Source organism: Streptomyces sp. NPDC014882 (genome assembly GCF_043081325.1).
Taxonomy (GTDB): domain Bacteria; phylum Actinomycetota; class Actinomycetes; order Streptomycetales; family Streptomycetaceae; genus Streptomyces.
The window spans coordinates 207,606-229,644 of the sequence record NZ_JBIBWL010000002.1 but is presented as its reverse complement, the minus strand read 5'-3'; the positions used below and the strand labels follow the sequence as shown (position 1 = coordinate 229,644).

22 protein-coding genes are annotated in these 22,039 nt (G+C 72.2%); 15 read left to right on the top strand and 7 right to left on the bottom strand.

Annotated features, from left to right (window positions below):
• Positions 1 to 168 precede the first annotated feature (168 nt).
• The 5 genes from ACF09K_RS05655 to ACF09K_RS05635 all read left to right on the top strand — a co-directional run bounded on the left by ACF09K_RS05655 (position 169) and on the right by ACF09K_RS05635 (position 3,932).
• Positions 169 to 1,239 carry a PhoH family protein gene (locus ACF09K_RS05655; protein WP_392241223.1) on the top strand — a complete coding sequence of 357 codons (1,071 nt, stop codon included), beginning with the start codon at positions 169 to 171 and terminating at the stop codon, positions 1,237 to 1,239.
• 13 nt (positions 1,240 to 1,252) lie between these two features.
• Complete coding sequence (gene ybeY / locus ACF09K_RS05650; protein WP_366057447.1) at positions 1,253 to 1,750, top strand: rRNA maturation RNase YbeY; 498 nt, start codon at positions 1,253 to 1,255, stop codon at positions 1,748 to 1,750.
• On the top strand, positions 1,747 to 3,042 hold the full coding sequence (locus tag ACF09K_RS05645; protein ID WP_392241222.1) for a hemolysin family protein: 1,296 nt from the start codon (positions 1,747 to 1,749) through the stop codon (positions 3,040 to 3,042). The genes ybeY and ACF09K_RS05645 overlap by 4 nt, the downstream gene beginning before the upstream one ends.
• Positions 3,039 to 3,398: an MmcQ/YjbR family DNA-binding protein gene (locus ACF09K_RS05640; RefSeq protein ID WP_392241221.1), complete on the top strand. Its 360-nt coding sequence runs from the start codon at positions 3,039 to 3,041 to the stop codon at positions 3,396 to 3,398. The genes ACF09K_RS05645 and ACF09K_RS05640 overlap by 4 nt, the downstream gene beginning before the upstream one ends.
• Before the next feature lie 180 nt (positions 3,399 to 3,578).
• On the top strand, positions 3,579 to 3,932 hold the full coding sequence (locus ACF09K_RS05635; protein ID WP_392241220.1) for a cytidine deaminase: 354 nt from the start codon (positions 3,579 to 3,581) through the stop codon (positions 3,930 to 3,932).
• 250 nt (positions 3,933 to 4,182) lie between these two features.
• Here the strand turns inward: ACF09K_RS05635 and ACF09K_RS05630 are convergent, their stop codons facing one another.
• Together ACF09K_RS05630 and ACF09K_RS05625 are read right to left on the bottom strand one after the other, a co-directional pair.
• Complete coding sequence (locus tag ACF09K_RS05630; RefSeq protein WP_392241219.1) at positions 4,183 to 4,521, bottom strand: P-II family nitrogen regulator; 339 nt, start codon at positions 4,519 to 4,521, stop codon at positions 4,183 to 4,185.
• On the bottom strand, positions 4,518 to 5,828 hold the full coding sequence (locus tag ACF09K_RS05625) for an ammonium transporter (RefSeq protein WP_392241218.1): 1,311 nt from the start codon (positions 5,826 to 5,828) through the stop codon (positions 4,518 to 4,520). Before ACF09K_RS05625 ends, ACF09K_RS05630 begins: the two co-directional genes overlap by 4 nt.
• Positions 5,829 to 6,002: 174 nt before the next feature.
• On the opposite strand from ACF09K_RS05625, the gene era reads away from it, so the two are divergent.
• Positions 6,003 to 6,956, top strand: a complete 954-nt coding sequence (era, locus tag ACF09K_RS05620; RefSeq protein WP_392241217.1) for a GTPase Era — start codon at positions 6,003 to 6,005, stop codon at positions 6,954 to 6,956.
• 236 nt (positions 6,957 to 7,192) lie between these two features.
• On the opposite strand, the gene ACF09K_RS05615 is transcribed toward era, so the two are convergent.
• Genes ACF09K_RS05615 through ACF09K_RS05605 form a run of 3 tightly spaced genes read right to left on the bottom strand, consistent with a single transcriptional unit; the run spans position 7,193 to position 9,941 of the window.
• Positions 7,193 to 8,524: a GH1 family beta-glucosidase gene (locus ACF09K_RS05615; protein ID WP_392241216.1), complete on the bottom strand. Its 1,332-nt coding sequence runs from the start codon at positions 8,522 to 8,524 to the stop codon at positions 7,193 to 7,195.
• A gap of 58 nt (positions 8,525 to 8,582) precedes the next feature.
• A complete protein-coding gene (locus ACF09K_RS05610) occupies positions 8,583 to 8,849 on the bottom strand; it encodes a protealysin inhibitor emfourin (RefSeq protein ID WP_392241215.1) in 267 nt (88 codons plus the stop codon).
• A gap of 21 nt (positions 8,850 to 8,870) precedes the next feature.
• Positions 8,871 to 9,941 carry a M4 family metallopeptidase gene (locus ACF09K_RS05605; RefSeq protein WP_392241214.1) on the bottom strand — a complete coding sequence of 357 codons (1,071 nt, stop codon included), beginning with the start codon at positions 9,939 to 9,941 and terminating at the stop codon, positions 8,871 to 8,873.
• A 319-nt stretch (positions 9,942 to 10,260) separates the two neighbouring features.
• On the opposite strand from ACF09K_RS05605, the gene leuA reads away from it, so the two are divergent.
• The 3 genes from leuA (at position 10,261) to ACF09K_RS05590 (ending at position 13,653) form a co-directional block, all read left to right on the top strand.
• On the top strand, positions 10,261 to 11,982 hold the full coding sequence (gene leuA / locus ACF09K_RS05600; protein ID WP_392241213.1) for a 2-isopropylmalate synthase: 1,722 nt from the start codon (positions 10,261 to 10,263) through the stop codon (positions 11,980 to 11,982).
• A 186-nt stretch (positions 11,983 to 12,168) separates the two neighbouring features.
• Positions 12,169 to 12,864, top strand: coding sequence for a TerB family tellurite resistance protein (locus ACF09K_RS05595; protein ID WP_392241212.1), 696 nt, complete (start codon positions 12,169 to 12,171; stop codon positions 12,862 to 12,864).
• A 309-nt stretch (positions 12,865 to 13,173) separates the two neighbouring features.
• On the top strand, positions 13,174 to 13,653 hold the full coding sequence (locus ACF09K_RS05590; RefSeq protein WP_392241211.1) for a protein phosphatase: 480 nt from the start codon (positions 13,174 to 13,176) through the stop codon (positions 13,651 to 13,653).
• Here ACF09K_RS05590 and ACF09K_RS05585 read toward each other — a convergent pair.
• The gene (locus ACF09K_RS05585; RefSeq protein WP_392241210.1) at positions 13,643 to 14,179 is read right to left on the bottom strand and encodes a GNAT family N-acetyltransferase; all 537 of its coding nucleotides are present in this window, start codon (positions 14,177 to 14,179) and stop codon (positions 13,643 to 13,645) included. The genes ACF09K_RS05590 and ACF09K_RS05585 overlap by 11 nt on opposite strands.
• 134 nt (positions 14,180 to 14,313) lie before the next feature.
• On the opposite strand from ACF09K_RS05585, the gene ACF09K_RS05580 reads away from it, so the two are divergent.
• The 6 genes from ACF09K_RS05580 (at position 14,314) to ACF09K_RS05555 (ending at position 21,052) form a co-directional block, all read left to right on the top strand.
• Positions 14,314 to 15,111: an SCO2525 family SAM-dependent methyltransferase gene (locus tag ACF09K_RS05580; RefSeq protein ID WP_392241209.1), complete on the top strand. Its 798-nt coding sequence runs from the start codon at positions 14,314 to 14,316 to the stop codon at positions 15,109 to 15,111.
• Between the two features lie 70 nt (positions 15,112 to 15,181).
• Positions 15,182 to 17,044 (top strand): SCO2524 family protein, encoded by a 1,863-nt coding sequence (locus ACF09K_RS05575; protein ID WP_392241208.1) that lies wholly within the window; start codon positions 15,182 to 15,184, stop codon positions 17,042 to 17,044.
• A 2-nt stretch (positions 17,045 to 17,046) separates the two neighbouring features.
• On the top strand, positions 17,047 to 17,967 hold the full coding sequence (locus ACF09K_RS05570; RefSeq protein ID WP_392241634.1) for an SCO2523 family variant P-loop protein: 921 nt from the start codon (positions 17,047 to 17,049) through the stop codon (positions 17,965 to 17,967).
• Positions 17,964 to 18,950 carry an SCO2522 family protein gene (locus ACF09K_RS05565; RefSeq protein ID WP_392241207.1) on the top strand — a complete coding sequence of 329 codons (987 nt, stop codon included), beginning with the start codon at positions 17,964 to 17,966 and terminating at the stop codon, positions 18,948 to 18,950. Before ACF09K_RS05570 ends, ACF09K_RS05565 begins: the two co-directional genes overlap by 4 nt.
• A gap of 1 nt (position 18,951) precedes the next feature.
• A complete protein-coding gene (locus ACF09K_RS05560; RefSeq protein ID WP_392241206.1) occupies positions 18,952 to 19,917 on the top strand; it encodes an SCO2521 family protein in 966 nt (321 codons plus the stop codon).
• Between the two features lie 154 nt (positions 19,918 to 20,071).
• Positions 20,072 to 21,052 carry a DUF6879 family protein gene (locus ACF09K_RS05555; protein ID WP_392241205.1) on the top strand — a complete coding sequence of 327 codons (981 nt, stop codon included), beginning with the start codon at positions 20,072 to 20,074 and terminating at the stop codon, positions 21,050 to 21,052.
• Positions 21,053 to 21,127: 75 nt separating this feature from the next.
• Here ACF09K_RS05555 and bla read toward each other — a convergent pair whose 3' ends face one another.
• Positions 21,128 to 22,018 (bottom strand): class A beta-lactamase, encoded by an 891-nt coding sequence (gene bla / locus ACF09K_RS05550; protein ID WP_392241633.1) that lies wholly within the window; start codon positions 22,016 to 22,018, stop codon positions 21,128 to 21,130.
• Positions 22,019 to 22,039 lie beyond the last annotated feature (21 nt).

Genomic DNA, 22,039 nt, shown 5'->3' with positions numbered 1-22,039 from the left:
GCCCCCGGACCCCCGGCCCCCCGGACCGCGAACCCCGGCCGCGGGCCGCCCCGTGTTCGAAAAGTCCTACGGTGTTGTCACCCCCCTGGCGTACCCTGGAAATCGCCAGGCCGCCCTCGTGGCAGGCGAGTCGTATCCGGGAGGACGTAGAGGCCTTCGGGCCGGCCTATGACTCAGACACCGACAGCTCACACGCCCGCGCAGGGCGAGGCGAGAGCACAGTTCACCGTTCCCGCCCAGCACCCCATGGTGGCCGTGCTGGGGTCCGGAGATTCCCTTCTGCGCGTGATCGAGACGGCCTTCCCGGCGGCCGACATCCATGTCCGGGGCAACGAGATCAGCGCGGTCGGCGACCCGAGGGAAGTCGCCATGATCCAGCGCCTGTTCGCCGAGATGATGCTGGTGCTCCGCACCGGGCAGCCGATGACGGAGGACGCAGTGGAACGCTCGATCGCCATGCTGCGGGCGAGTGAGAACGGGACGAACGACGGCCAGGAGACCCCGGCCGAGGTTCTGACGCAGAACATCCTGTCCTCGCGCGGCCGCACGATCAGACCCAAGACCCTCAACCAGAAGCGGTACGTCGACGCGATCGACAAGCACACGGTCGTCTTCGGCATCGGCCCCGCCGGCACCGGCAAGACGTACCTGGCGATGGCCAAGGCGGTCCAGGCGCTCCAGTCGAAGCAGGTCAACCGCATCATCCTGACCCGCCCGGCGGTCGAGGCCGGCGAGCGCCTCGGCTTCCTCCCCGGCACCCTCTACGAGAAGATCGACCCCTACCTGCGCCCGCTGTACGACGCCCTCCACGACATGCTCGACCCCGACTCGATCCCGAAGCTGATGGCCGCGGGGACGATCGAGGTGGCGCCGCTGGCGTACATGCGGGGCCGGACCCTCAACGACGCCTTCATCATCCTGGACGAGGCCCAGAACACGAGCCCCGAGCAGATGAAGATGTTCCTCACCCGGCTCGGCTTCGACTCGAAGATCGTGATCACCGGTGACGTGACGCAGGTCGACCTGCCGAGCGGCACCAAGTCCGGGCTGCGCCAGGTCCAGGACATCCTGGAGGGCGTGGAGGACGTCCACTTCTCCCGGCTGTCGTCCCAGGACGTCGTACGGCACAAGCTGGTGGGCCGTATCGTCGACGCGTACGAGAAGTACGACGACACGCACGGCACGGAGAACGGCACGCACAAGGGCGGCCGGGGCAAGTCCGGGCACAAGGGGAAGTAGACCGAGCACCACCATGTCGATCGACGTCAACAACGAGTCCGGAACCGAGGTCGACGAGCAGGCGATCCTCGACATCGCCCGCTACGCCCTCGCGCGGATGCGCATCCACCCGCTCTCCGAGCTGTCGGTGATCGTCGTGGACGCCGACGCCATGGAGCAGTTGCACATCCAGTGGATGGACCTGCCGGGGCCGACGGACGTCATGTCCTTCCCGATGGACGAGCTGCGTCCGCCGTCGAAGGACGACGACGAGCCCCCGCAGGGACTGCTCGGCGACATCGTGCTGTGCCCCGAGGTCGCGAAGAAGCAGGGGGAGGAAGCGCCGACGCGGCACTCCATGGACGAGGAGCTCCAGCTGCTCACCGTCCACGGCGTGCTGCACCTGCTGGGCTACGACCACGAGGAGCCCGACGAGAAGGCCGAGATGTTCGGCCTCCAGGCGGCCATCGTGGACGGCTGGCGCGCGGAGAAGGGCCACACCGGCCCGTCCCCGGCCCCGACCGTGTCATGAGCCTTCCCCTCGTCTCCGGCGCGATCGCCCTGGTCGTCGTGGCGTGGCTCGCCGCCTGCGCGGAGGCCGGCCTCGCGCGCGTCTCCAGTTTCCGCGCCGAGGAGGCCGTCCGCTCCGGCCGGCGCGGCAGCGCGAAACTCGCGCAGGTCGCGGCCGACCCGACCCGCTACCTCAACGTGGCGCTGCTGGTCCGCGTGGTCTGCGAGATGGCGGCGGCCGCGCTGGTCACCTACGCCTGCCTGAAGGCGATCGACGGCACGACGCCCGCGCTGCTGGCCGCGATCGGGGTGATGGTCCTCGTGTCGTACGTCGCGGTGGGCGTCTCCCCGCGCACCATCGGCCGCCAGCACCCGCTGAACACGGCGACGGCGGCGGCGTACGCGCTGCTGCCGCTGGCGCGGATCATGGGCCCGATCCCGTCGCTGCTGATCCTCATCGGCAACGCGCTCACGCCGGGCAAGGGCTTCCGGCGCGGCCCCTTCGCCTCCGAGGCGGAGCTGCGCGCGCTGGTCGACCTCGCGGAGAAGGAGTCGCTGATCGAGGACGACGAGCGCCGGATGGTGCACTCGGTCTTCGAGCTGGGCGACACGCTCGTGCGCGAGGTCATGGTGCCGAGGACCGACCTGGTCGTCATCGAGCGGTACAAGACGATCCGGCAGGCCCTCACGCTGGCGCTGCGCTCCGGTTTCTCGCGGATACCCGTCACCGGGGAGAGCGAGGACGACATCGTCGGGATCGTGTACCTCAAGGACCTGGTCCGCAGGACGCACATCAGCCGGGAGTCGGAGAGCGACCTGGTGTCGACGGCGATGCGGCCCGCCGCGTTCGTCCCCGACACCAAGAACGCCGGCGACCTGCTGCGCGAGATGCAGCAGGAGCGCAACCACGTCGCCGTGGTCATCGACGAGTACGGCGGCACCGCGGGCATCGTCACCATCGAGGACATCCTCGAGGAGATCGTCGGGGAGATCACCGACGAGTACGACCGGGAGCTCCCGCCGGTGGAGGAGCTGGGTGAGGACCGTTACCGGGTCACCGCCCGCCTCGACATCACGGACCTCGGCGAGCTGTACGGCCTGGAGGAGTACGACGACGAGGACGTGGAGACCGTCGGCGGACTGCTCGCGAAGGCGCTGGGCCGGGTGCCGATCGCCGGCGCCTCCTCGACCGTCGACCTGCCCGACGGCCGGGCGCTGCGGCTGACCGCGGAGGCCGCCGCCGGCCGCCGGAACAAGATCGTGACGGTGCTGGTGGAGCCGGTGGACCCGCCGGAGGACGAGGAGGCGGCGTGACCCCGGGGGAGCTGCGCGGCCTCTGCCTGTCGTTCGAGGCGGTGGTGGAGGACTTCCCCTTCCGTCCGGAGATCTCGGTCTTCAAGGTCGGGGGCAGGCTCTTCGCGCTGACGAGCCTGGACGCGAAGCCCCTGAAGGTGAACCTCAAGTGCGACCCGGACGACGCGGTCCGGCTGCGCGGTGAGCACCCCGGCCTGATCGCCCCGGGCTATCACATGAACAAGCGGCACTGGAACACGGTGACCGTCGACGGCGGCCTCCCGGACCGGCTGGTCCGGGAGCTGGTCGAGGACTCCTACGACCTGGTGGTGGCCGGCCTGCCGCGCGCGCGGCGGCTCCGCCTCGACCGGCTCTGAGCCGTCCCGCCCCGGGGCGTGTCGCGCAGGTCCCGCCCGCTCGGCGACGCCCGGCACGCACTTCCCGGCACGCACCTCCCCGGAGGGGGCCCCGGCCGCGTTGCCGGGATCGCCCCGATGCGCCCGGCGCCGGGACGGCCCCGCGCCTCCGCCGCGCCGGCGCCTTCGTATGCTCGGGGGATGACCGACATCAACGCGCTTGGTCCCGAGGACCGCAAGATCGTCACCCTGGCCCGTTCGGCGCGGGCCCGCAACGGCGTGGCCGAGGGGGCCGCCGTACGGGACGAGACGGGACGCACCTACGTCGCCGGGACGGTGGACCTGCCGTCGCTGAAGCTGAGCGCGGTGCAGACGGCGGTCGCGATGGCCGTGGCGTCGGGGGCGCGGTCGCTGGAGGCGGCGGCGGTGGTGACGTCCGCGGAGGGCGCCGCCGAGGCGGACCTGGCCGCGGTGGGTGACCTGGGCGGGCCGGGGACGCCGTTGCTGGTGGCCGCCCCCGACGGGACGGTGCGGCTCAGCGCCTCCGCCGGCTGAGGCACGCGCCCGCGGCGGTCGCGGGCCGCCGGCCGGACGGCGCGCCCGGCGCACCGGACTTCGGCGTACGCCCTCCGGCCGAACCGAACCGAACTGGGCCGGACCGAACTGAACCGGACCGGACCGGCGCGACGTCGACCGCGGGCGGCAGGGACATCCGGGAGCCGGCGAGCACGCCGCTCCTCACGCCCCCCCGGCCGGTGGCGGCGGTCGACGTCCCCCGCCGCCCCGGCGGGCGGGGCGGCGCCGGTCAGAGCGCGTCGGGGCCGCGCTCGCCGGTCCGGACCCGGACGACCGTCTCGACCGGCACGGCCCACACCTTCCCGTCGCCGATCTTCCCCGTCCGCGCGGCCCGGACGATCGCGTCGACGACGGCCTCGGAGTCCGCGTCCTCGACGACGACCTCGATGCGGACCTTCGGGACGAGGTCGACCCGGTACTCGGCCCCGCGGTACACCTCGGTGTGGCCGCGCTGCCGGCCGTAGCCGCTGGCCTCGGTGACGGTCAGGCCGTGCACGCCCAGTTCCTGGAGGGCGGTCTTGACCTCGTCGAGGCGGTACGGCTTCACGATCGCGGTGATGAGCTTCATGCCTGGGGCTTGACCTTCTGGGCGGAGGGGACGGGGGACGCGCCGACCGGGGCGCCGTGGCCGAGGACGCCGTGATCGTATGCGGTCTCGGCGTGCACCGTAAGGTCCAGGCCGGTGTGCTCGTGCTCCTCGTCGGCCCGCAGTCCCAGCGTCCGGTGGAGCAGCCTGGCGATGCCGTACGTCATGAGGAAGGCGTACCCGCCGACGGCGAGGACGGCCACGGACTGCTTGCCGAGCTGGGCGAGGCCGCCGCCGTGGAGCAGGCCCCGGGCGCCGCCGGTCATCGACTCGACGGCGAAGACGCCGATGAGGAGGGTGCCGGTGACCCCGCCGACCAGGTGGACGCCGACCACGTCGAGGGAGTCGTCGTAGCCGAACCGGAACTTCCAGCTCACGGCGTAGGAGCAGACGACGCCGGCGGCGAGGCCGACGGCCAGGGCGCCGAGCAGGGAGACCGCGCCGCAGGCCGGGGTGATGGCGACCAGGCCCGCGACGGCGCCGGAGGCCGCGCCCAGGGTCGTGGGGTGCCCGTCGCGCTTCTGCTCGACGAAGAGCCAGCCCAGCAGGCCGGTGCAGCCGGCGGCCAGGGTGTTGAGGAAGGCGGCGGCCGCGAGGCCGTTCGCGCCGAGGGCCGAGCCCGCGTTGAAGCCGAACCAGCCGAACCAGAGCAGGCCCGCGCCCAGGACGACCATGGGGAGGTTGTGCGGGCGCATGGCGTCCTTCCGGAAGCCGAGGCGCGGCCCGAGGACCAGGCACAGGGCCAGACCGGAGGCGCCCGAGGTGATCTCCACGGGGAGGCCGCCGGCGAAGTCGAGCGCGCCGAGGTCGCTCAGGATCCAGCCGTCCGGGCCCCACACCCAGTGCGCGACGGGGACGTACACGAGGAGCGCCCAGACGGGCACGAAGACCAGCCAGGCCCCGAACTTCGCGCGGTCCGCGATCGCGCCGCTGATCAGGGCCGCCGTGATGACCGCGAACGTGAGCTGGAAGGTGGCGAACAGCAGGGTCGGCACGGTGCCCCGCACGCTGTCCGGGCCGAGGCCGGCCATCCCGGCGTGCTCCAGGGTGCCGATGAGGCCGCCGCCGGCGTCGGGCCCGAAGGCGAGGGAGTATCCGGCGGCCAGCCACACCACGGTGACCAGCGCGATCGACACGAAGCTCATCATCAGCATGTTGAGGACGCTCTTCGTGCGGACCATGCCGCCGTAGAACAGGGCGAGGCCGGGGGTCATCAGCAGGACGAGGGCGGTGGCGGCGAGCAGCCAGGCGGTGTCGCCGGTGTCGATCCGGGCGGCGGCGAGGGTCACGGTCGTCTCCAACGGTGCGGGGGCTCGTCAGAGGGTCACGGGCACGCGTTTCCGGGCGCGTACGGCTGTGTTTCCGTGAGGTTTCGTTGCGTGGGGGTTTCCGGACGCTCACGTCCGGTGGCGTTCTCGGGCGGTTGTACGGCGGGGCTTCGTGGATCAGGGAGAATGGGCGGCATGAGCGTTCGTACCCAGTCATCCGAACAGCCGGCCGAGGCCGCCCACCGGGCCGGTTTCGCCTGTTTCGTCGGCCGCCCCAACGCGGGCAAGTCCACCCTCACGAACGCTCTGGTCGGGAAGAAGGTGGCGATCACCTCCAACCGTCCGCAGACCACCCGGCACACGGTGCGGGGCATCGTGCACCGGCCGGACGCGCAGCTGATCCTCGTGGACACCCCGGGGCTCCACAAGCCGCGCACCCTGCTGGGCGAGCGGCTCAACGACGTCGTGCGCACCACCTGGGCGGAGGTCGACGTCATCGGCTTCTGCCTGCCGGCCAACGAGAAGCTGGGCCCCGGCGACCGGTTCATCGCCAAGGAGCTGGCCGGGATCAAGCGGACGCCGAAGGTCGCGGTCGTGACGAAGACCGACCTCGTCGACTCCAAGACGCTCGCCGAGCAGTTGATCGCGATCGACCAGCTCGGCAGGGAACTGGGCATCGAGTGGGCCGAGATCGTGCCCGTCTCCGCCGTCGGCGACCAGCAGGTCGAGCTGCTCGCCGACCTGCTGATCCCGATGATGCCGAAGAGCCCGCCGCTCTACCCCGAGGGCGACCTGACGGACGAGCCCGAGCAGGTGATGGTCGCCGAGCTGATCCGCGAGGCGGCCCTGGAGGGCGTCCGCGACGAGCTGCCGCACTCCATCGCGGTGGTCGTGGAGGAGATGCTCCCGCGCGAGGACCGCCCCGCGGACAAGCCGCTCCTGGACATCCACGCGAACATCTACATCGAGCGCCCCAGCCAGAAGGGCATCATCATCGGCCCGAAGGGCAAGCGCCTGAAGGACGTCGGCATCAAGTCCCGCAAGCAGATCGAGGCGCTCCTCGGGACGGCCGTCTTCCTGGACCTGCACGTGAAGGTCGCCAAGGACTGGCAGCGGGACCCGAAGCAGCTGCGGAAGCTGGGCTTCTAGGGTCTTTCGTCCGGGCCGGGCCGGGCCGGATCGGCCCGGACGTGCTGGATCGGCGCCGGCCGGGCCGGATCGGCCCGGGCCGTGCCGGATCGGGGCGCGGTGCCCGCTGGACCGGCGTGATCCGGACGAGAGGCCCCGGGACCGTCCGCGGGACACCGGGGTCCTCGCGCACGCCGCCCGTCGTGCCGTGCCGTGCCCCACTCGGCCGGCCGGGGCGGTGGGCGGGCGCAGCCCCGTCACCCCTGGGCCCGCAGGACGTCCCGCAGCCAGGCGTAGGAGGCCTTGGGGGTGCGCTTCAGCGCGCCGGAGTCGGAGAAGTCCACGTGGACCAGGCCGAAGCGGCGCTCGTAGCCCTGCGCCCACTCGAAGTTGTCCAGCAGCGACCACACGAAGTAGCCGCGCACGTCCACGCCCGCCTCCATCGCCCGGTGCAGGGCGCGCAGGTGCCCGTCGAGGTAGGCGATGCGGTCCTGGTCGTCGATGCCGGGGCAACTGCACCCGTTCTCGGTGATGACGACCGGCGGGAGGCGGTCGCCGTAGCGTCCGGCGAAGCCGGTCAGGAGCTCGGTCAGTCCTTCGGGCACCACGGGCCAGCCGAAGTCGGTGACCGGGACGCCCTCGATCTGCCGCACGGTGAAGGGGAGCCCGGCCGGGATGCGGACGCCGCCGAACTCGCTCCCGGTGCCCTGCGGGGCGCCGACGCGGGTGGGGGCGTAGTAGTTGACGCCGTAGAAGTCGAGGGGCTCCGCGATGACCTCCAGGTCGGCCGCCACGTCGCCGGGCATCGCCTCGCCCAGCCCCTCGGGGTACGCGCCGAGCAGGAGCGGGTCGGCGAAGAGCCGGTTCAGCAGGACGTCGTAGAAGGCGGCGGCCTCCTGGTCGGCGGGTTCCGCGGAGGCGGGCCAGGTGGGGCCGTGGGAGTTGGCGATGCCGACGTCCCGGGCGCCCGCCGCCCGCAGCGCCCGGACGGCCAGGCCGTGGGCGAGGAGCTGGTGGTGGGCGACCGGCAGCGCGTCGAACATCAGCTGCCGGCCGGGGGCGTGGGTGCCCAGGGCGTGGCCCAGCAGGGTGTGCTCGGCGGGCTCGTTGAGGGTGATCCACCGGTGGACGCGGTCGCCGAGGCGGTCCGCGACCACGGACACGTACGCGGCGAAGCGGTGCGCGGTGTCGCGCTCCAGCCAGTCCAGCCGGGCCGGCAGGTCCCAGTGGAAGAGGGTCGGCACCGGCTGCACGCCGGCCGCCAGCAGGTCGTCCACCAGCCGGTCGTAGAAGTCGAGGCCGCCGGGGGAGTTCACCCGCGGCCAGGAGACCGAGAAGCGGTACGCGTTCACGCCCAGGCCGGACAGGAGCGCCACGTCCTCGGCGTGGCGGTGGTAGTGGTCGCAGGCCACCGCGGCCGTGGAGCCGTCCGCGACCCGCCCCGGTCCGGCCGTGAAGACGTCCCAGACGGACGCCTCGCGGGTGTCCGCCGCGCCCTCGATCTGATGGGCGGAGGTCGAGACACCCCACAGGAAGCCGGCCGGGAACCGGGGTACCGGGTTCGTCGTCCCGCGCGCGTCGGTCGCCATGGGCGCGATCATCCGCAGCGTCGGTGACGGAAGTCAACGCCCGGGCGGGAAAAGGCTGTTACGCCCCCTCCTTCAGTACGCGCGAGACCAGCTCGCGCTGCTGCGGGGTGAGCCGGGGGTCGGCCGCGTACACCGTCACGCCGTCCACCGTGATCTCGTAGCCGAACCCGTCCGGGACCCCGGCCGGGCGGGACCGGTGGCCGTCCGCCAGCGCCCGCCCGGCCAGGGCCTCCCAGTCGGGGGCGTCGGGCCGCCCCGAGGTGTCCACCCCGGCGGCGCGCTCGATGCCCGCGAAACCGCCCGTGCGTCGTACGTGAATCCGCATGGGAGCGTGTCTAGTACGGATCTACGGGATCCGCACCCCCACCCGCTCCCACGCCTTCCCCACGGCCAGGAACTCCTCGCCGCCGTCGCCGAAGCGCTCGCGCGCGGCCTTCACGGTGAGCTTGGCGAAGTCGGCGAAGGACGCCCGCTCCGCCAGCTCGCCGCCGGTCAGCACGTCGTACCAGATCCGGCCGGCCTTCTCCCAGGCGAAGCCGCCGAGGGCCGTGGCGGCCAGGTAGAACGCGTGGTTGGGGATGCCCGAGTTGATGTGGACGCCGCCGTTGTCCCGGCCGGTGCGCACGTAGTCGTCCATGGTCGCGGGCTGCGGGTCCTTGCCGAGCACGTCGTCGTCGTAGGCGGTGCCGGGCGCCTTCATGGAGCGCAGGGCCCGGCCGCTCACGCCCGGGGCGAGCAGCTCGGCGCCGATCAGCCAGTCGGCCTCGGCGGCGGTCTGGCCCAGCGAGCACTGCTTGACGAGCACGCCGAAGACGTCGGACATCGACTCGTTGAGGGCGCCCGGCTGGCCGTAGTAGGTCAGGTTCGCCGTGTACTGGGTGACGCCGTGGGCGAGTTCGTGGCCGATCACGTCGAGGGAACCGGTGAAGTCGAGGAAGATCTCGCCGTCGCCGTCGCCGAACACCATCTGCTCGCCGTTCCAGAAGGCGTTGTTGTAGTCCTCGTCGTAGTGGACGGTGGCGTCCAGGGGCAGGCCGTCGCCGTCGATCGAGTGGCGGCCGTACGCCGTGAGGAAGTGCTCGAAGGTGGCGCCGAGACCGGCGTAGGCGCGGTTCACCGTGGCGTCCCGGCCCGGCTCCTCGCCCTCGCCGCGGACCTTGGTGCCGGGCAGCGCGGTGCCGTGCCCGGCGTCGTAGACCGTGCGCAGCGGCTGCTCCGCGGGCGCCTTGACGGCCCGGGCGGCCGCGAGGCGGAACTCGCTGGTCACGCGGCGCCGCGAGCGCAGTTCGCCGTCACGCAGCAGGGTGCGCCGCGCGGGTCCGGACAGGGCGGGGTCCTCGCTGCGCGCCAGGCGGTCGAGGACGTGGGGCGGTACGACGGTGCAGAAGACGGGCTCGAAGCCCCCGTGGGTCGTCATGTCCGGCACCATCGCACCGTGTGACCGGACTGTCACCACCCGCAACCATGATTGGTGAAATACGGTGACAAACGGCCTCGATCCACGCCCGCGAGTGGTATACGGCACTTTTGGCCCGATTGGTCCGGCCGGTCCCGCATACTGGAACGGCCCCACGCGTCCCGCGGGGCTCGGCTACAGTGCGGAGCACTATGCATTTCGGGCTGCTTCTCCTTAGCTGCCGCGGCGAGGGCCTGTAGTCGAGGCCGACCCCCTCCCCGCGGAGCTTCGCGTTGCGTCGTCGGCCGTCCTTCCGGACATCCTGAGGAGCACCGCAAAGATGGCGAACCGCCAGCAGCCGAGCACCATGCCGATCCACAAGTACGGGCAGTACGACCAGGTCGACATCCCCGACCGCACCTGGCCGGACCGGCGGATCACCGTCGCTCCCCGCTGGCTCTCCACGGATCTGCGCGACGGCAACCAGTCCCTGATCGACCCGATGTCGCCCGAGCGCAAGCGCCGGATGTTCGACCAGCTGGTCGCGATGGGCTACAAGGAGATCGAGGTCGGCTTCCCCGCCTCCGGCCAGACCGACTTCGACTTCGTGCGCTCGATCATCGAGGAAGAGGGCGCGATCCCGGACGACGTCACGATCTCCGTACTGACCCAGGCCCGCGAGGACCTGATCGAGCGGACCGTGGAGTCCCTGAAGGGCGCCCGGCGCGCCACCGTCCACCTGTACAACGCGACCGCGCCGGTCTTCCGCCGGGTCGTCTTCCGCGGCTCCAAGGACGACATCAAGCAGATCGCCGTCGACGGCACCCGCCTGGTGATGGAGTACGCGGAGAAACTGCTGGGCCCCGAGACGGAGTTCGGCTACCAGTACAGCCCCGAGATCTTCACCGACACCGAGCTGGACTTCGCACTGGAGGTCTGCGAGGCGGTGATGGACGTCTACCAGCCCGGCCCGGGCCGCGAGATCATCCTCAACCTGCCCGCCACCGTGGAGCGTTCGACCCCCTCCACGCACGCCGACCGCTTCGAGTGGATGAGCCGCAACATCTCCCGCCGCGAGCACGTCTGCATCTCGGTCCACCCGCACAACGACCGCGGCACCGCCGTCGCCGCCGCCGAGCTGGCGCTGATGGCCGGCGCCGACCGCGTCGAGGGCTGCCTGTTCGGCCAGGGCGAGCGCACCGGCAACGTCGACCTGGTCACCCTGGGCATGAACCTGTTCTCGCAGGGCGTCGACCCGCAGATCGACTTCTCCGACATCGACGAGATCCGTCGTACGTGGGAGTACTGCAACCAGATGGAGGTCCACCCGCGCCACCCGTACGTGGGCGACCTGGTCTACACGTCCTTCTCCGGCTCCCACCAGGACGCCATCAAGAAGGGCTTCGACGCCATGGAGGCCGACGCGGCCGCCAAGGGCGTCACCGTCGACGACATCGAGTGGGCCGTGCCGTACCTGCCGATCGACCCGAAGGACGTCGGCCGCTCCTACGAGGCCGTCATCCGCGTCAACTCGCAGTCCGGCAAGGGCGGGATCGCCTACGTCCTGAAGAACGACCACAAGCTGGACCTGCCGCGCCGGATGCAGATCGAGTTCTCGAAGATCATCCAGGCCAGGACGGACGCCGAGGGCGGCGAGGTCACCGGCGGCGACATCTGGGCCACCTTCCAGGACGAGTACCTGCCCAACCCCGAGAACCCGTGGGGCCGCATCCAGGTCCGCAACGGTCAGTCGACCACCGACACCGACGGCGTGGACACCCTCACCGTGGACGCGGTCGTCGACGGCGAGGAGACGGTCCTGTCCGGTTCGGGCAACGGTCCGATCTCGGCCTTCTTCAACGCCCTGGAATCCATCGGCGTCGACGTGCGCCTGCTGGACTACCAGGAGCACACGATGAGCGAGGGCGCCTCCGCGCAGGCCGCCTCGTACATCGAGTGCGCGATCGGCGACAAGGTCCTGTGGGGCATCGGCATCGACGCCAACACCACGCGCGCCTCGCTGAAGGCGGTCGTCTCCGCCGTCAACCGCGCGACGCGCTGATCCTCCGGACGGGCAGTTCCGCGGCCCCGGCCGCCGTCTCCGGTGGCCGGGGCCGCGTCGTATATCGGCCACCCGTCCGCGGAGGTCACGGAAAGGTCTCGTCCCGGGTGCTGACTCCGCCTCACCGATGTGGCTAACATCACGAAGGCGCGGGGCGATGTTGCCACGCGGTTACGGAGGTGCGACGTGCTGCCAGAACGGGGACGAGACGGCCGTGCCTCCGGGCTGGCCCGCGTGCTGGGCCACCGCACCGCCTGGACCCCCGTCGGGGACGGCGAGTTCTTCTGCCCCGGCTGCGGCGGCGACCGCAACTACCAGCGGCTCACCGGCCGGCGCCGCTTCACCGTGCTGGGCGTGCCCGTGCTGCCGCGCGGCGGGACCGGCCCCGTCGTGGAGTGCGCCGCCTGCCGCCGCCACTTCGGCACCGACGCCCTCGACCACCCCACCACCACCCGCTTCTCCGCGATGCTCCGCGACGCCGTCCACACCGTCGCCCTCGCGGTCCTCTCGGCGAGCGGCCCCTGCGCCCGTACGTCCCTGGAGACGGCGGCGGTCGCGGTGCGCGCGGCCGGCTTCCCGGACTGCACCCGCGAGCAGCTCGCCGCCCTCGTCGACGCCCTCGCCGCCGACACCGGCCGCGTCCACGGCGAACCCTGCACCCCCGGCCTGGCCATAGAGCTGCACGAGGCCCTCGACCCGCTCGCCCCCCACCTCGCCGCCGCCGGCCGCGAGTCCATCCTGCTCCAGGGCGCCCGCATCGCCCTCGCCGACGGCCCCTACACCTCCGCCGAACGCGAGGTCCTCGCCACCGTCGGCACGGCCCTCACCCTCCACGCGGACGACGTCACCCGCCTGCTGGCCGCGGCCCGCACGCCGTCCTGACGCTCCCGCGGGAGCGGCCCGACGAGCCCCCGGCCACCCGCCGCGGTCCGCGCGCGGGCTCACCGGTGCGGAGACCGCCTACGGCAGACCATCGACGTGGAGGCCACCGACGCGGAGGCCATCGAGGGCAGACCGCCGACGCCCTCGGCCCGCTCACCGCGAGGACCGCCCCGGCCGCGTCACGGGCGAGCCGGGTGCGCGGGGGCCCGGGCCCCGGGTGCCGCCCGCGCCGGGCACTTCCCGCCCCGCGGACCACGGGTCCGGCCGAACCGGTTGCCCGGCCGGCGCGAACCGGGTTCGAATGGACCCGTGCGGACGCCACAGGACCCCTGGCCGGCGGAACTGCCCGGTGTGCTCCGGCTGCCCTCCGGGCGGCTGGTGCGCGGGCGCGGACTGCGCCGTCCCCTCGACCCGGCGGCGCCGGTCCCGACGTACGGCCTCTACCTGCTCGGCGGCGCGCCGCCGGCGGTGCCGTGGGAGGTGCGCCGGATCCACTGGCCCGACTTCCGGCTGCCCACCGACCGCGCCGACGCCCGTGCGGCGCTCGTCGAGGCGTGGCGGCGGGCGGCCGGGGAGCGGGTGGAGGTCGCCTGCGGCGGGGGACGCGGACGTACGGGGACGGCGCTCGCCTGCCTGGCGGTGCTGGACGGCGTACCGCCCGCCGCGGCGGTGGAGTTCGTGCGCCGGCACTACGACCGGCGCGCCGTGGAGACGCCCTGGCAGCGCCGTCACGTGCGGCGGTTCGAAGGGCTCACAGGACTCACAGGGCTCACAGGGCTCACAGGGTGAGCGTCATGAGGAGGCGGTCCTCGCCGGGGCCGAAGTAGTCCGGCCGGGGTCCGTCGGGGTCCGGGGTGAAGCCCAGGGACCGGTACAGCGCGATCGCCGTGTCGTTGCGCGGCTCCACCGAGAGCGTGACGAGGCGCACGCCCCGGGTGCGGAGACGGCCGAGGATCCGGGTCATCAACTGCCGCCCGAGGCCCTGCCGTTGCAGCGGCGGTGAGATGCCGAGGCTGAGGATCCAGCTTCGCGCCGCGTCCGGCGGCGTCGACAGCACGTATCCGCCCAGCTCCTCTCCCATGTCCACGACGAACACGAAGTCCGGGAACGAGGCCAGCAGTTGGCGCAGCACGAAGTAGGGGTACGGGGCGCTCGGGAAGGACTCCTCGTCGAGCCGGACGATGCGGGGGAGGTCCTCCTCCGTGGCCGCTCTGATCCGCAGGCGTCCTTCCCCGGGCGCCGGGCCCGCTGTCGAACCGGCGGCCGACCGGGAACGGTCCCCGGGGACCCGGGGAACCCAAGGAAGAGGAGTCATGCAGTCCCCTTGTGGAGGATCGACGAAATGAATGGCGCGCGTGCTCACTCTTGTCCGATATGCATACCTGACCGTCCATCATTGCCTGATGCACGCACTCCTTCAAGAGTGCGTCGCCCTGCTAGGCTGAACCAATGACCTCGGGACTGCCCACCGCCACCGAAAAGCTGAATGCCGATGTGCCCTGGGACGCCTTCGATCCCGATGAGTACATCAAGCGGAATTACCTGGAGATCCAGCCCGTGGACAGGGCGATCCTCACCCGGGTCCGAGATCACTTCAATGATCACTTCGAGAAGCACGGCGGTCGCGGCGGTGCCGGCATCGACGTGGGTGCGGGGCCCAACCTCTATCCGGCCCTGGCGATGCTCCCCTGGTGCGGCCGGATCACGCTCCTCGAGCGGTCCGAGCGGAACCTCGACTACCTCCGCGGCCAGATCTCCGGCTACGACGCCAACTGGGACCAGTTCTGGGAGGTCCTCACGAGCGGCGCGCACGGCGAGGGCGCGGCCTACGCGGGCCTCGGCGCCGATCCCCGGGCGCGCTTCGGGGAGGCGGTCCGCACCCCCCGGCCCGGCAGCCTCTTCGACCTCTGCGGTGAAAAGCCCGCCTGGGACATCGGCACCATGTTCTTCGTCGCGGAATCCATCACCACCTCGCTCGAGGAATTCCGGCGCGGCGTGGGCTGCTTCATGAACTCCCTGAAACCCGGCGCGCCTTTCGCCGCCGCTTTCATGGAGCATTCCGAGGGATACCGCGTGGGTGCGCAGGAGTTTCCCGCCCGTGATATCGACGAGGTGGAAGTGCGTACCGTTCTCGCTCCGTTCGCCGAAACGGACATGAAAATCTTCTGCCTGGACAACCCGAAGCAACTGGTGCGCCACGGATACACCGGAATGATTCTGGCCTGCGGCCGGCGAAGGGAAGAGTGACGTCACGCGGTTCCGCGACGGGGGGGATGTGCGGATCGTGCGGTGACGGGTTCGGGCGAGGGGAATGAGCATGCAGATCAAGCCGAGACAGAACCTGCTCGAGGTGTGGCAGGCCGTCGCCCGCCACTCCTTCGACGACGGTGCGTGGGAGTGGGGGGAGTCGGGGGGCCTGAGCAGCGTCGCCGACGCCGAGCGACTGCTCTGCCTGCTGTACCCCGCCACCGAGATCACCGCCCTCCGCCTCGACGACCCCGACACCACCCAGCGGGACGTGGAGCGGTCGCTGAGGGCCGCGGGCGACTCCAGCGAGATCCCCGGGAACCTGGTCGAGGTCCTCGCCGACTTCATGGACAAGCACCGCGGCGAGGAGAGCCCCACCTTCTCCGGCGGCCACTACTTCGCCGCCGAGGACCCGCGGCAGGAACTCACCGGGGAGCAGCGGGCCCTGGGGGTGGTCGACAGCTACTCCATGTCCGTCACCCTCTGCCTTGCCACCCTCGGCTTCCTCAAGGTCTACCGGGGCAAGACCCAGCGCGCGAGCACCCTGCGGCAGATCGACCGGCTCTGGAACGCCACCAGCGCCCGTCTCACCGCCGCCATGGTGAGCCTGCTGCGCTCCTTCACCGTCAACGTCGTCGACGTCGCCTCCGACCAGGGCCAGTCCCTCACCCGCCTCCTCGGCCAGGGCCGGCTCTCCGAGCGGCAGGTCCTCCAGCGCTTCCAGGACCGCTTCAAGGCCCTGCGCGCCGTCATCAGCGAGAGCGTCACCCTCGGTCTCGACACCGACGTCACCGACGCGCTGCGCAACGAGAACCGTTTCTTCGAGTGCGGCTGGGCGTGGAGCCTGGTGAAGGGCGCCCCCGACGTCGAGGTGGAACCGGCGACCGCCGAGGCCATCGGCAAACAGCCCGCCGGTGTCGCCCACCCCACGCCCTACCTGTACTTCACCGTCGTCGCCCTCGACGGCATCCCCGACCTGTTCTCCGAGCGCACCCTCGTCCTCGGCCTGCTCACCGCCGAACAGCAGAAGCTCGCCGACGCGCTGCGCCTGCGCTGGGAGATCACCCAGCAGTACTGGTCCGCCGTCGCCCGTTTCGGCGACGGCACCTGGCCGCTGGAGCAGATCCCCTGGCGCACCACGCTCCAGCAGCTGGAGTCGGAGTACTTCTCCCTCTCCGTCGCCTCCATCCTCGTCCACGACCTGGTGCGCCGCCGCGCCACCGACGACGACCTCACCCGCACCGTCGCCGTCATGGAACGCCTCGCCGAACGCGGCCGGATCACCAGCGGCATGACCCGCGACGACCCCGCGGTCGGCCTGCACAACCCCGGCGTCACCCTGCCCCTGCTGGGCAGCGAGGCCGTCGGTCCGCCCATGAAGTGGACGATGACCGATTTCTCCGCCCAGCTGCTCAAACGGACCGTCCAACTCTGCTCGCTGTCCAGGAACATCGCCTCCCAGGACCGCCTGCTGCGGCTCGCCGAGGACATCCTCGACCACCTCTGGCAGCGCCGCATCGGCGAGGGACCGGGCGTCGGCCTCTGGGACAACGTGCACGCCGTCTACCCCGACTCCCCCGAACGCCAGGGACCGGTCTCCTGGAGCATGACCGAGCGGGTCACCGAGTGCATGGTCGCCGCGCACGGCCTCTACGACCAGCCCCCCATCCGCAGCGCCGAACTGTCCGTGCTGGCAAGGGCGTTGATCAGCGAGTCGGCGCACCTCTTCGGCAAGGAGCAGATGCAGCAGCCCGCGCCCGCCCCCAAGAGCCCCCAGGGCGAGGAGATCAAGGGCATCGAGGCCGACCTGCGCCGGGCCCGCCTGCTCGTCGACGAACAGCCCGGCACGGCCTACGCGCTGGCCCTCGGCGTCCTCGGCCGGCTGGACACCCTCTCCCGGGCCCGCGGCGGCTCCGGCCACCAGGGGGTGTGAGCGTGCTCGTGTTCGCCGCCTCCGACAAGGGGGGCACCGGCCGGTCCGTGACCAGCGCCAACCTCGCCTACCACCGCGCGCTGGACGGGGACGACGTCTGCTACCTGGACTTCGACTTCGGTTCGCCCACCGCGGCCGCCGTGTTCGACCTGCCCGACGTCCTCGCCGAGGCCGAGGACCGCGGCCTGCACTCCTACCTCAAGGGCAAGACCGCCGAGCCCCTGCGCGTCGACGTCTGGTCGCGCACCGAGCACCCCGTGCTGCGCAGCCGGCCCGGCGGCTCGGGACGGCTCGTCCTGCTGCCCGGCGACCGCACCGGCGGCGAATTCGTCACCGACGAGGAGAACCTGCACCGCTGCGTCGATCTCGTCCTGCGACTGAAACGCGAATTCGACGTCATCATCGTGGACTTGAGCGCCGGACGCAGTTATGCGATGGACCTCGCCCTCGCCGCCACCTCGCCCCGCGGCGGACTCGGCCGCCTGAAAACACGCTGGCTCGTCTATCACCGCTGGACCCGCCAGCACGTCATGGCCGCCGCCGAACTCGTGTACGGAAAACAGGGCATTGTGAAGGCCGGCGTCGCCATGGGCCACGACCTCGACGCGCTTTCCGCCTCGATCCGCTTCGTCCGCGCCGCCGTACCCGATCTCGACTCGCCCATGTGGTCCCAGACCTCGCCCGCCCAGTACGCGTGGATGCGGCAGTGCGACACCCAGCTGGAGGAGACCGCGGCCGGCCTCGGGATCGGCAGGACCCGCGTCCTGTCGTCCATCCCGCTGGAACCCGTCCTCCAGTGGCAGGAGCGGCTCATCACCGACGAGGACGTGCACGACCGGCGCATCGCCAACGTGGAGACCTGGAAGAAGATGGGCGAACTCGCCCAGCGCCTGACCGAGGACAAGCACTGGGGGCAGCTGTGACCGGACCGGGCGCCGTCTTCCGGGAGACCAGCGCGCAGCCCCGCACCGAATCCGTGCCGTTCTCCCACCTCTCCCTGGAACTCGGCCACCTCTACATGGAGGACTTCGCCGAGGGCCCCGACCGGCTGCGCCGCCACTTCGCCGCCGTACGGCCCTGGGCGGACGCCGCCCGCGCCGGCCTCGGCCCCCTGCCGGCCGGCGTCCGGCCGCGGATCAGCACCTGCTTCCTCGTCGACGACTACTTCAGCCGGCTGTCCACCCCCGCCGAACTCGTACCGCCCCTGCTGGCGGCCGCCGCCGAGGCCGGCCTGAGCATCGACTACCTGGCCCGCGAGTCCGGCTGCGCCACCGCCGAACCCGGCCACCGCGACCGTGCCGGACTCGCCGAGTCCGTCCTGCACCGGCTGGTGGAGTCCCCGCCGCCCGGCAGCAACGGCTTCCGCCCGCCCGTCACCCGCTCCGGCTGGCTCACCAACGGCCGACGCACCCCCTCGCACCGCACCTCCGCCGCCCTGGACGCCACCGGCACCGTGTGGGAGCCGCCCAGCGAGACCGGCGCCCGCGGCCACTCCGTCTTCGTCGACGTCGAACTGTGGAGCGGACCCGAGGACGAACGCCTCTGGTCCTGCGCCTTCCTCGCCTCCGTCTGGCAGCTCGTCCGGCTCGGCCTGCTGCGCCACGACGGCCGGGCCGTGCTGACCCCCGCCCCCTGGGACGGCAAGGAGTTCCCCGCCGAGTGGGACGCCCTGCCGCCGGTGGTGCGCCTCAACCCCCTGGCCGCGCCCTTCACCGCGTACACCACCTGCAGCATCCTCCCGGCCCGCTTCCTGCCCGTCGAACACGCCGTCCGCGTCGTCCTCGACCAGGTCCACGTCGAGTCCGAGGCGTTACGGCAGGTCGCCGGGCGGTCCGCCGCGGAGGGCCGGCCCGTCCCCGAGGGCGTCGTGGACCGCACCTCCTACGTCTTCCCGCCGGGGCTGTGACATGAGCGGCCCGCAGGAGTCCACGGAGCAGGTCCTCGCCTGCGGGGAGGTCCGCACCTGCCTGCTGCCCACCCGGGACGCCGTCGACGAGCAGGTCGCCGAACAGCTGCTGAGGCTGCGCGCCGACGAACGCGTCCGGCTCTCCCGCCGCCCCAACCGGCACGCCGTCTCCCCGGACGTCCTCACCGGCGTCGACTGCCGGCTGCCCACCGCCGGCGGCGCCAGGATCCGGGCCGTCGGCACGGTGACCGCCCGCGCCGCCCTCGTCGAGGGCCGCGTCCTCCAGGCCACCGCCCACTTCTCCGTCCCCGCCCGCGGCCCCGACCGGCGGCAGCCCTGGGGCTACTACCTGGTCCGCCCCGGCGTGCTCGTCCCCGTCGGCAGGATCTCCGCCCCGGCCGTGGCCGAGGGCTTCCTGACCGGACACCGGCAGGACGAACCGGACGTCGGCTCGGTCGCCGAGAGCCTCCTCGCCCGGATCTCCCGCCGGCACCGCCTGCTCGACCACGACACCCCGCTCAACACCACCGACACCAGCCTGCGCTGGGCCGCCCTGCCGGCCGCCGACGGCGAGGCGGCCGTCCCGCGCTTCACCGTCGCCGAGGACGGCCGGCGCCTCGTCGAACTGCGGCTGCCCCGCGGGACGGCGCCCGCCGCGGCGGCCGCGCTCTGCGAGGACCTCGCCCTGCACGACTGGCTGCTCACCACGGTCGCCGACAAGCTCGACGGCCTGCGGCTCGGCTCCGACGACGGCCGGGCCGCGCTGAAGGTGCTGCGCCCGCTCGTCGACCACCTGCTGCACCTGTGGATGCCGCAGGCCCGCGTCGACCGCACCCTGAACACCCTGTGGCGGGAACTGGAGGAGACACCGGGGTTCACCAGACAGTGGACGAGTCTGACCCAGCGCATCCGGGACCAGCTCGCCGTGCGTCTCCTCACCCGGAGCGACGCGCTGACCCCGTCCTGACGGCGGCGCCGCGACCCGCACCACCACGGCACCGCACCACCACGTCCCACGGCACCACGTCCCACGGCACCGCGGCCCGCGGCGCCGCTTCCGACGACACGACGACCGTCCGAGCACGATCCGACGCACGATCCCAACGGGGGGAGAAAGAGAGATGAGCGCACCGACGAACGCGCGGGTCCGCGGCCGGCAGCAGGGGGCCGACAACGACAGCGCACGTCAGCTCACGCTGAAACTCCTGGTCACCGTAGTGGTGGGCGGAGTGGTCTACGTCCTCACCAACGTCCTGCTGCCCCAGGACGAAGGTCCCTGGCAGCTCGTCCTGTCCGTGCTGTGCGGCGGCACCGTCCTGATCGTCCAGTTCATGGCGTCCTTCGTGAACCAGCTCAGCGAACTGAAGGACGTCGTGGAGAAGCGCTTCGCCGACATAGGCGAGGCCACCAAACTCTTCAACGAGGTCGAGAAGCTGCGCGGCGACGGGGTGCCCCGGCTCGCCGAACACGCCACCAAGGTCGTCTCCATGGGGCCCGGCATCCTGCACGAGTTCGCGCACGAGGAGATCAACCGGCTCGCCGCGCAGATGGAGGACCTCACCAACCTCACCGCCGAGACGCCGGGCGAGAACCACGACTGGCTGATGACGCTGACCAAGTGCACCAGGAGCAGCATCGACGCCATCAGCACCAGCGTCGTCGACGACGGCTTCTGGTCCAGCGAACCCGCGAACCGCTACCTCACCGCCCAGCGCGAGGCGATCACCGAGCGGGGGGTCACCGTCCGGCGGCTGTTCATCGTCAAGGAACCCCAGGAGCGCTCCGCGCTGGCCCCCATCTGCGAGGAGCAGCGCCAGATCGGCATCCAGGTCCGGGTGGTGGTCCTGGAACAGCTCCCCGCCCATCTGCGGCGCGGCAAGATGATCGACTGGATCGTCTTCGACGGGGCGCTGTCGTACGAGATCCACGCCGACCAGCTCAGCGTGAACTCCTCGACCACGGTGAACGCCCGCGCGGACGAGGTCCAGCCGCTGATCCGGCGCTTCGACCAGCTGTGGGACGCCTCCGCGGAGATCTCCCCGAACGGCACGCCCGACACCGTGCCCGTGCTGACCCCGGGGGCGGGCCCGGACGGTGACTGACGCGCCGTCCGGGCCCGCCCCCGGGACGGTGCCGGTGCCAGGACCGGGGGAGGGGCCGGGGGCGGGGCCGGTGTCTCAGCCGAGCGTCGCCGCCAGCAGCCTCGTCGCCTCGACGATCAGGTCGTGGTCGTAGGCGGCCTCCCGGTCCGGCATCGTGACCTGCGCGACCAGCACGACGGGCGCGCCGTCGGGCGTCCAGGCGATCCCGGCGTCGTTGTTGGCGCCGTACCAGCCGCCACCGGTCTTGTCCGCGAGCGTCCAGGTGGGCGGCAGGCCGGCCCGGAAGCGGTTGTCGCTGGTGCGGTTGGCGAGCATCCAGTCCGTCAGCCGCCGCCGGTCGCCGGGCGCCAGCGCGTCGCCCAGCACCAGCCGGGCGTAGGACCGGCCGATCGCGTACGGGGTCGTGGTGTCCGTCACCCGCCACGGCTCGGCCGAGTTCAGGTCCGGCTCCCACCGGTCGAGCCGGGTGACCCGGTCCCCGATCGACCGGGCGAAGCGGGTGACGGCGGCCGGGCCGCCCAGCTCGCGCATCAGCAGGTTGGCGGCCGTGTTGTCGCTGCGCCGGATCGCCGCGTCGCACAGCTCGGCCACGGTCATGCCGTCGGGCACGTGCAGCTCGGTGACGGGCGAGTTCTCCACCACGTCGTCGTCGGTGTAGTGGATGCGGCGGGCCAGGACCTCGCCGTCCCGGTCCAGGTCGCGCAGCACGGCGGCGACCGCGAGGACCTTGAACAGGGAGCAGACCGGGAAGCGTTCGCCCGCGCGGTGGCGCACGGTGCGCCCGGTGCGCACGTTGTGCGCGAAGACGCCGAGGCGGGCGCCGTGCGCCTCCTCCAGGGCGCGCAGGCGGGCGGTGACGCCGCCGGTGCCGTCGGCGGCCCGCGCCGGGCCGGCGCCCAGCAGGGAGGCCGCGGTGAGGGCGCCCGCGGTGGTGAGCAGAGTACGGCGGTTCGTCGAGCCTGAGATCGTTCTCTCCGTCCGTCGGTG

Bases quoted from the DNA above. Each gene is read 5' to 3' on its own strand.
- ACF09K_RS05655 (WP_392241223.1), top strand. From the start codon at position 169: ATGACTCAGACACCGACAGCTCACACGCCCGCGCAGGGCGAGGCGAGA.
- ybeY (WP_366057447.1), top strand. From the start codon at position 1,253: ATGTCGATCGACGTCAACAACGAGTCCGGAACCGAGGTCGACGAGCAG.
- ACF09K_RS05645 (WP_392241222.1), top strand. From the start codon at position 1,747: ATGAGCCTTCCCCTCGTCTCCGGCGCGATCGCCCTGGTCGTCGTGGCG.
- ACF09K_RS05635 (WP_392241220.1), top strand. From the start codon at position 3,579: ATGACCGACATCAACGCGCTTGGTCCCGAGGACCGCAAGATCGTCACC.
- ACF09K_RS05630 (WP_392241219.1), bottom strand. From the start codon at position 4,521: ATGAAGCTCATCACCGCGATCGTGAAGCCGTACCGCCTCGACGAGGTC.
- era (WP_392241217.1), top strand. From the start codon at position 6,003: ATGAGCGTTCGTACCCAGTCATCCGAACAGCCGGCCGAGGCCGCCCAC.
- ACF09K_RS05615 (WP_392241216.1), bottom strand. From the start codon at position 8,524: ATGGCGACCGACGCGCGCGGGACGACGAACCCGGTACCCCGGTTCCCG.
- ACF09K_RS05610 (WP_392241215.1), bottom strand. From the start codon at position 8,849: ATGCGGATTCACGTACGACGCACGGGCGGTTTCGCGGGCATCGAGCGC.
- ACF09K_RS05605 (WP_392241214.1), bottom strand. From the start codon at position 9,941: ATGACGACCCACGGGGGCTTCGAGCCCGTCTTCTGCACCGTCGTACCG.
- leuA (WP_392241213.1), top strand. From the start codon at position 10,261: ATGGCGAACCGCCAGCAGCCGAGCACCATGCCGATCCACAAGTACGGG.
- ACF09K_RS05585 (WP_392241210.1), bottom strand. From the start codon at position 14,179: ATGACTCCTCTTCCTTGGGTTCCCCGGGTCCCCGGGGACCGTTCCCGG.
- ACF09K_RS05580 (WP_392241209.1), top strand. From the start codon at position 14,314: ATGACCTCGGGACTGCCCACCGCCACCGAAAAGCTGAATGCCGATGTG.
- ACF09K_RS05575 (WP_392241208.1), top strand. From the start codon at position 15,182: ATGCAGATCAAGCCGAGACAGAACCTGCTCGAGGTGTGGCAGGCCGTC.
- ACF09K_RS05560 (WP_392241206.1), top strand. From the start codon at position 18,952: ATGAGCGGCCCGCAGGAGTCCACGGAGCAGGTCCTCGCCTGCGGGGAG.
- ACF09K_RS05555 (WP_392241205.1), top strand. From the start codon at position 20,072: ATGAGCGCACCGACGAACGCGCGGGTCCGCGGCCGGCAGCAGGGGGCC.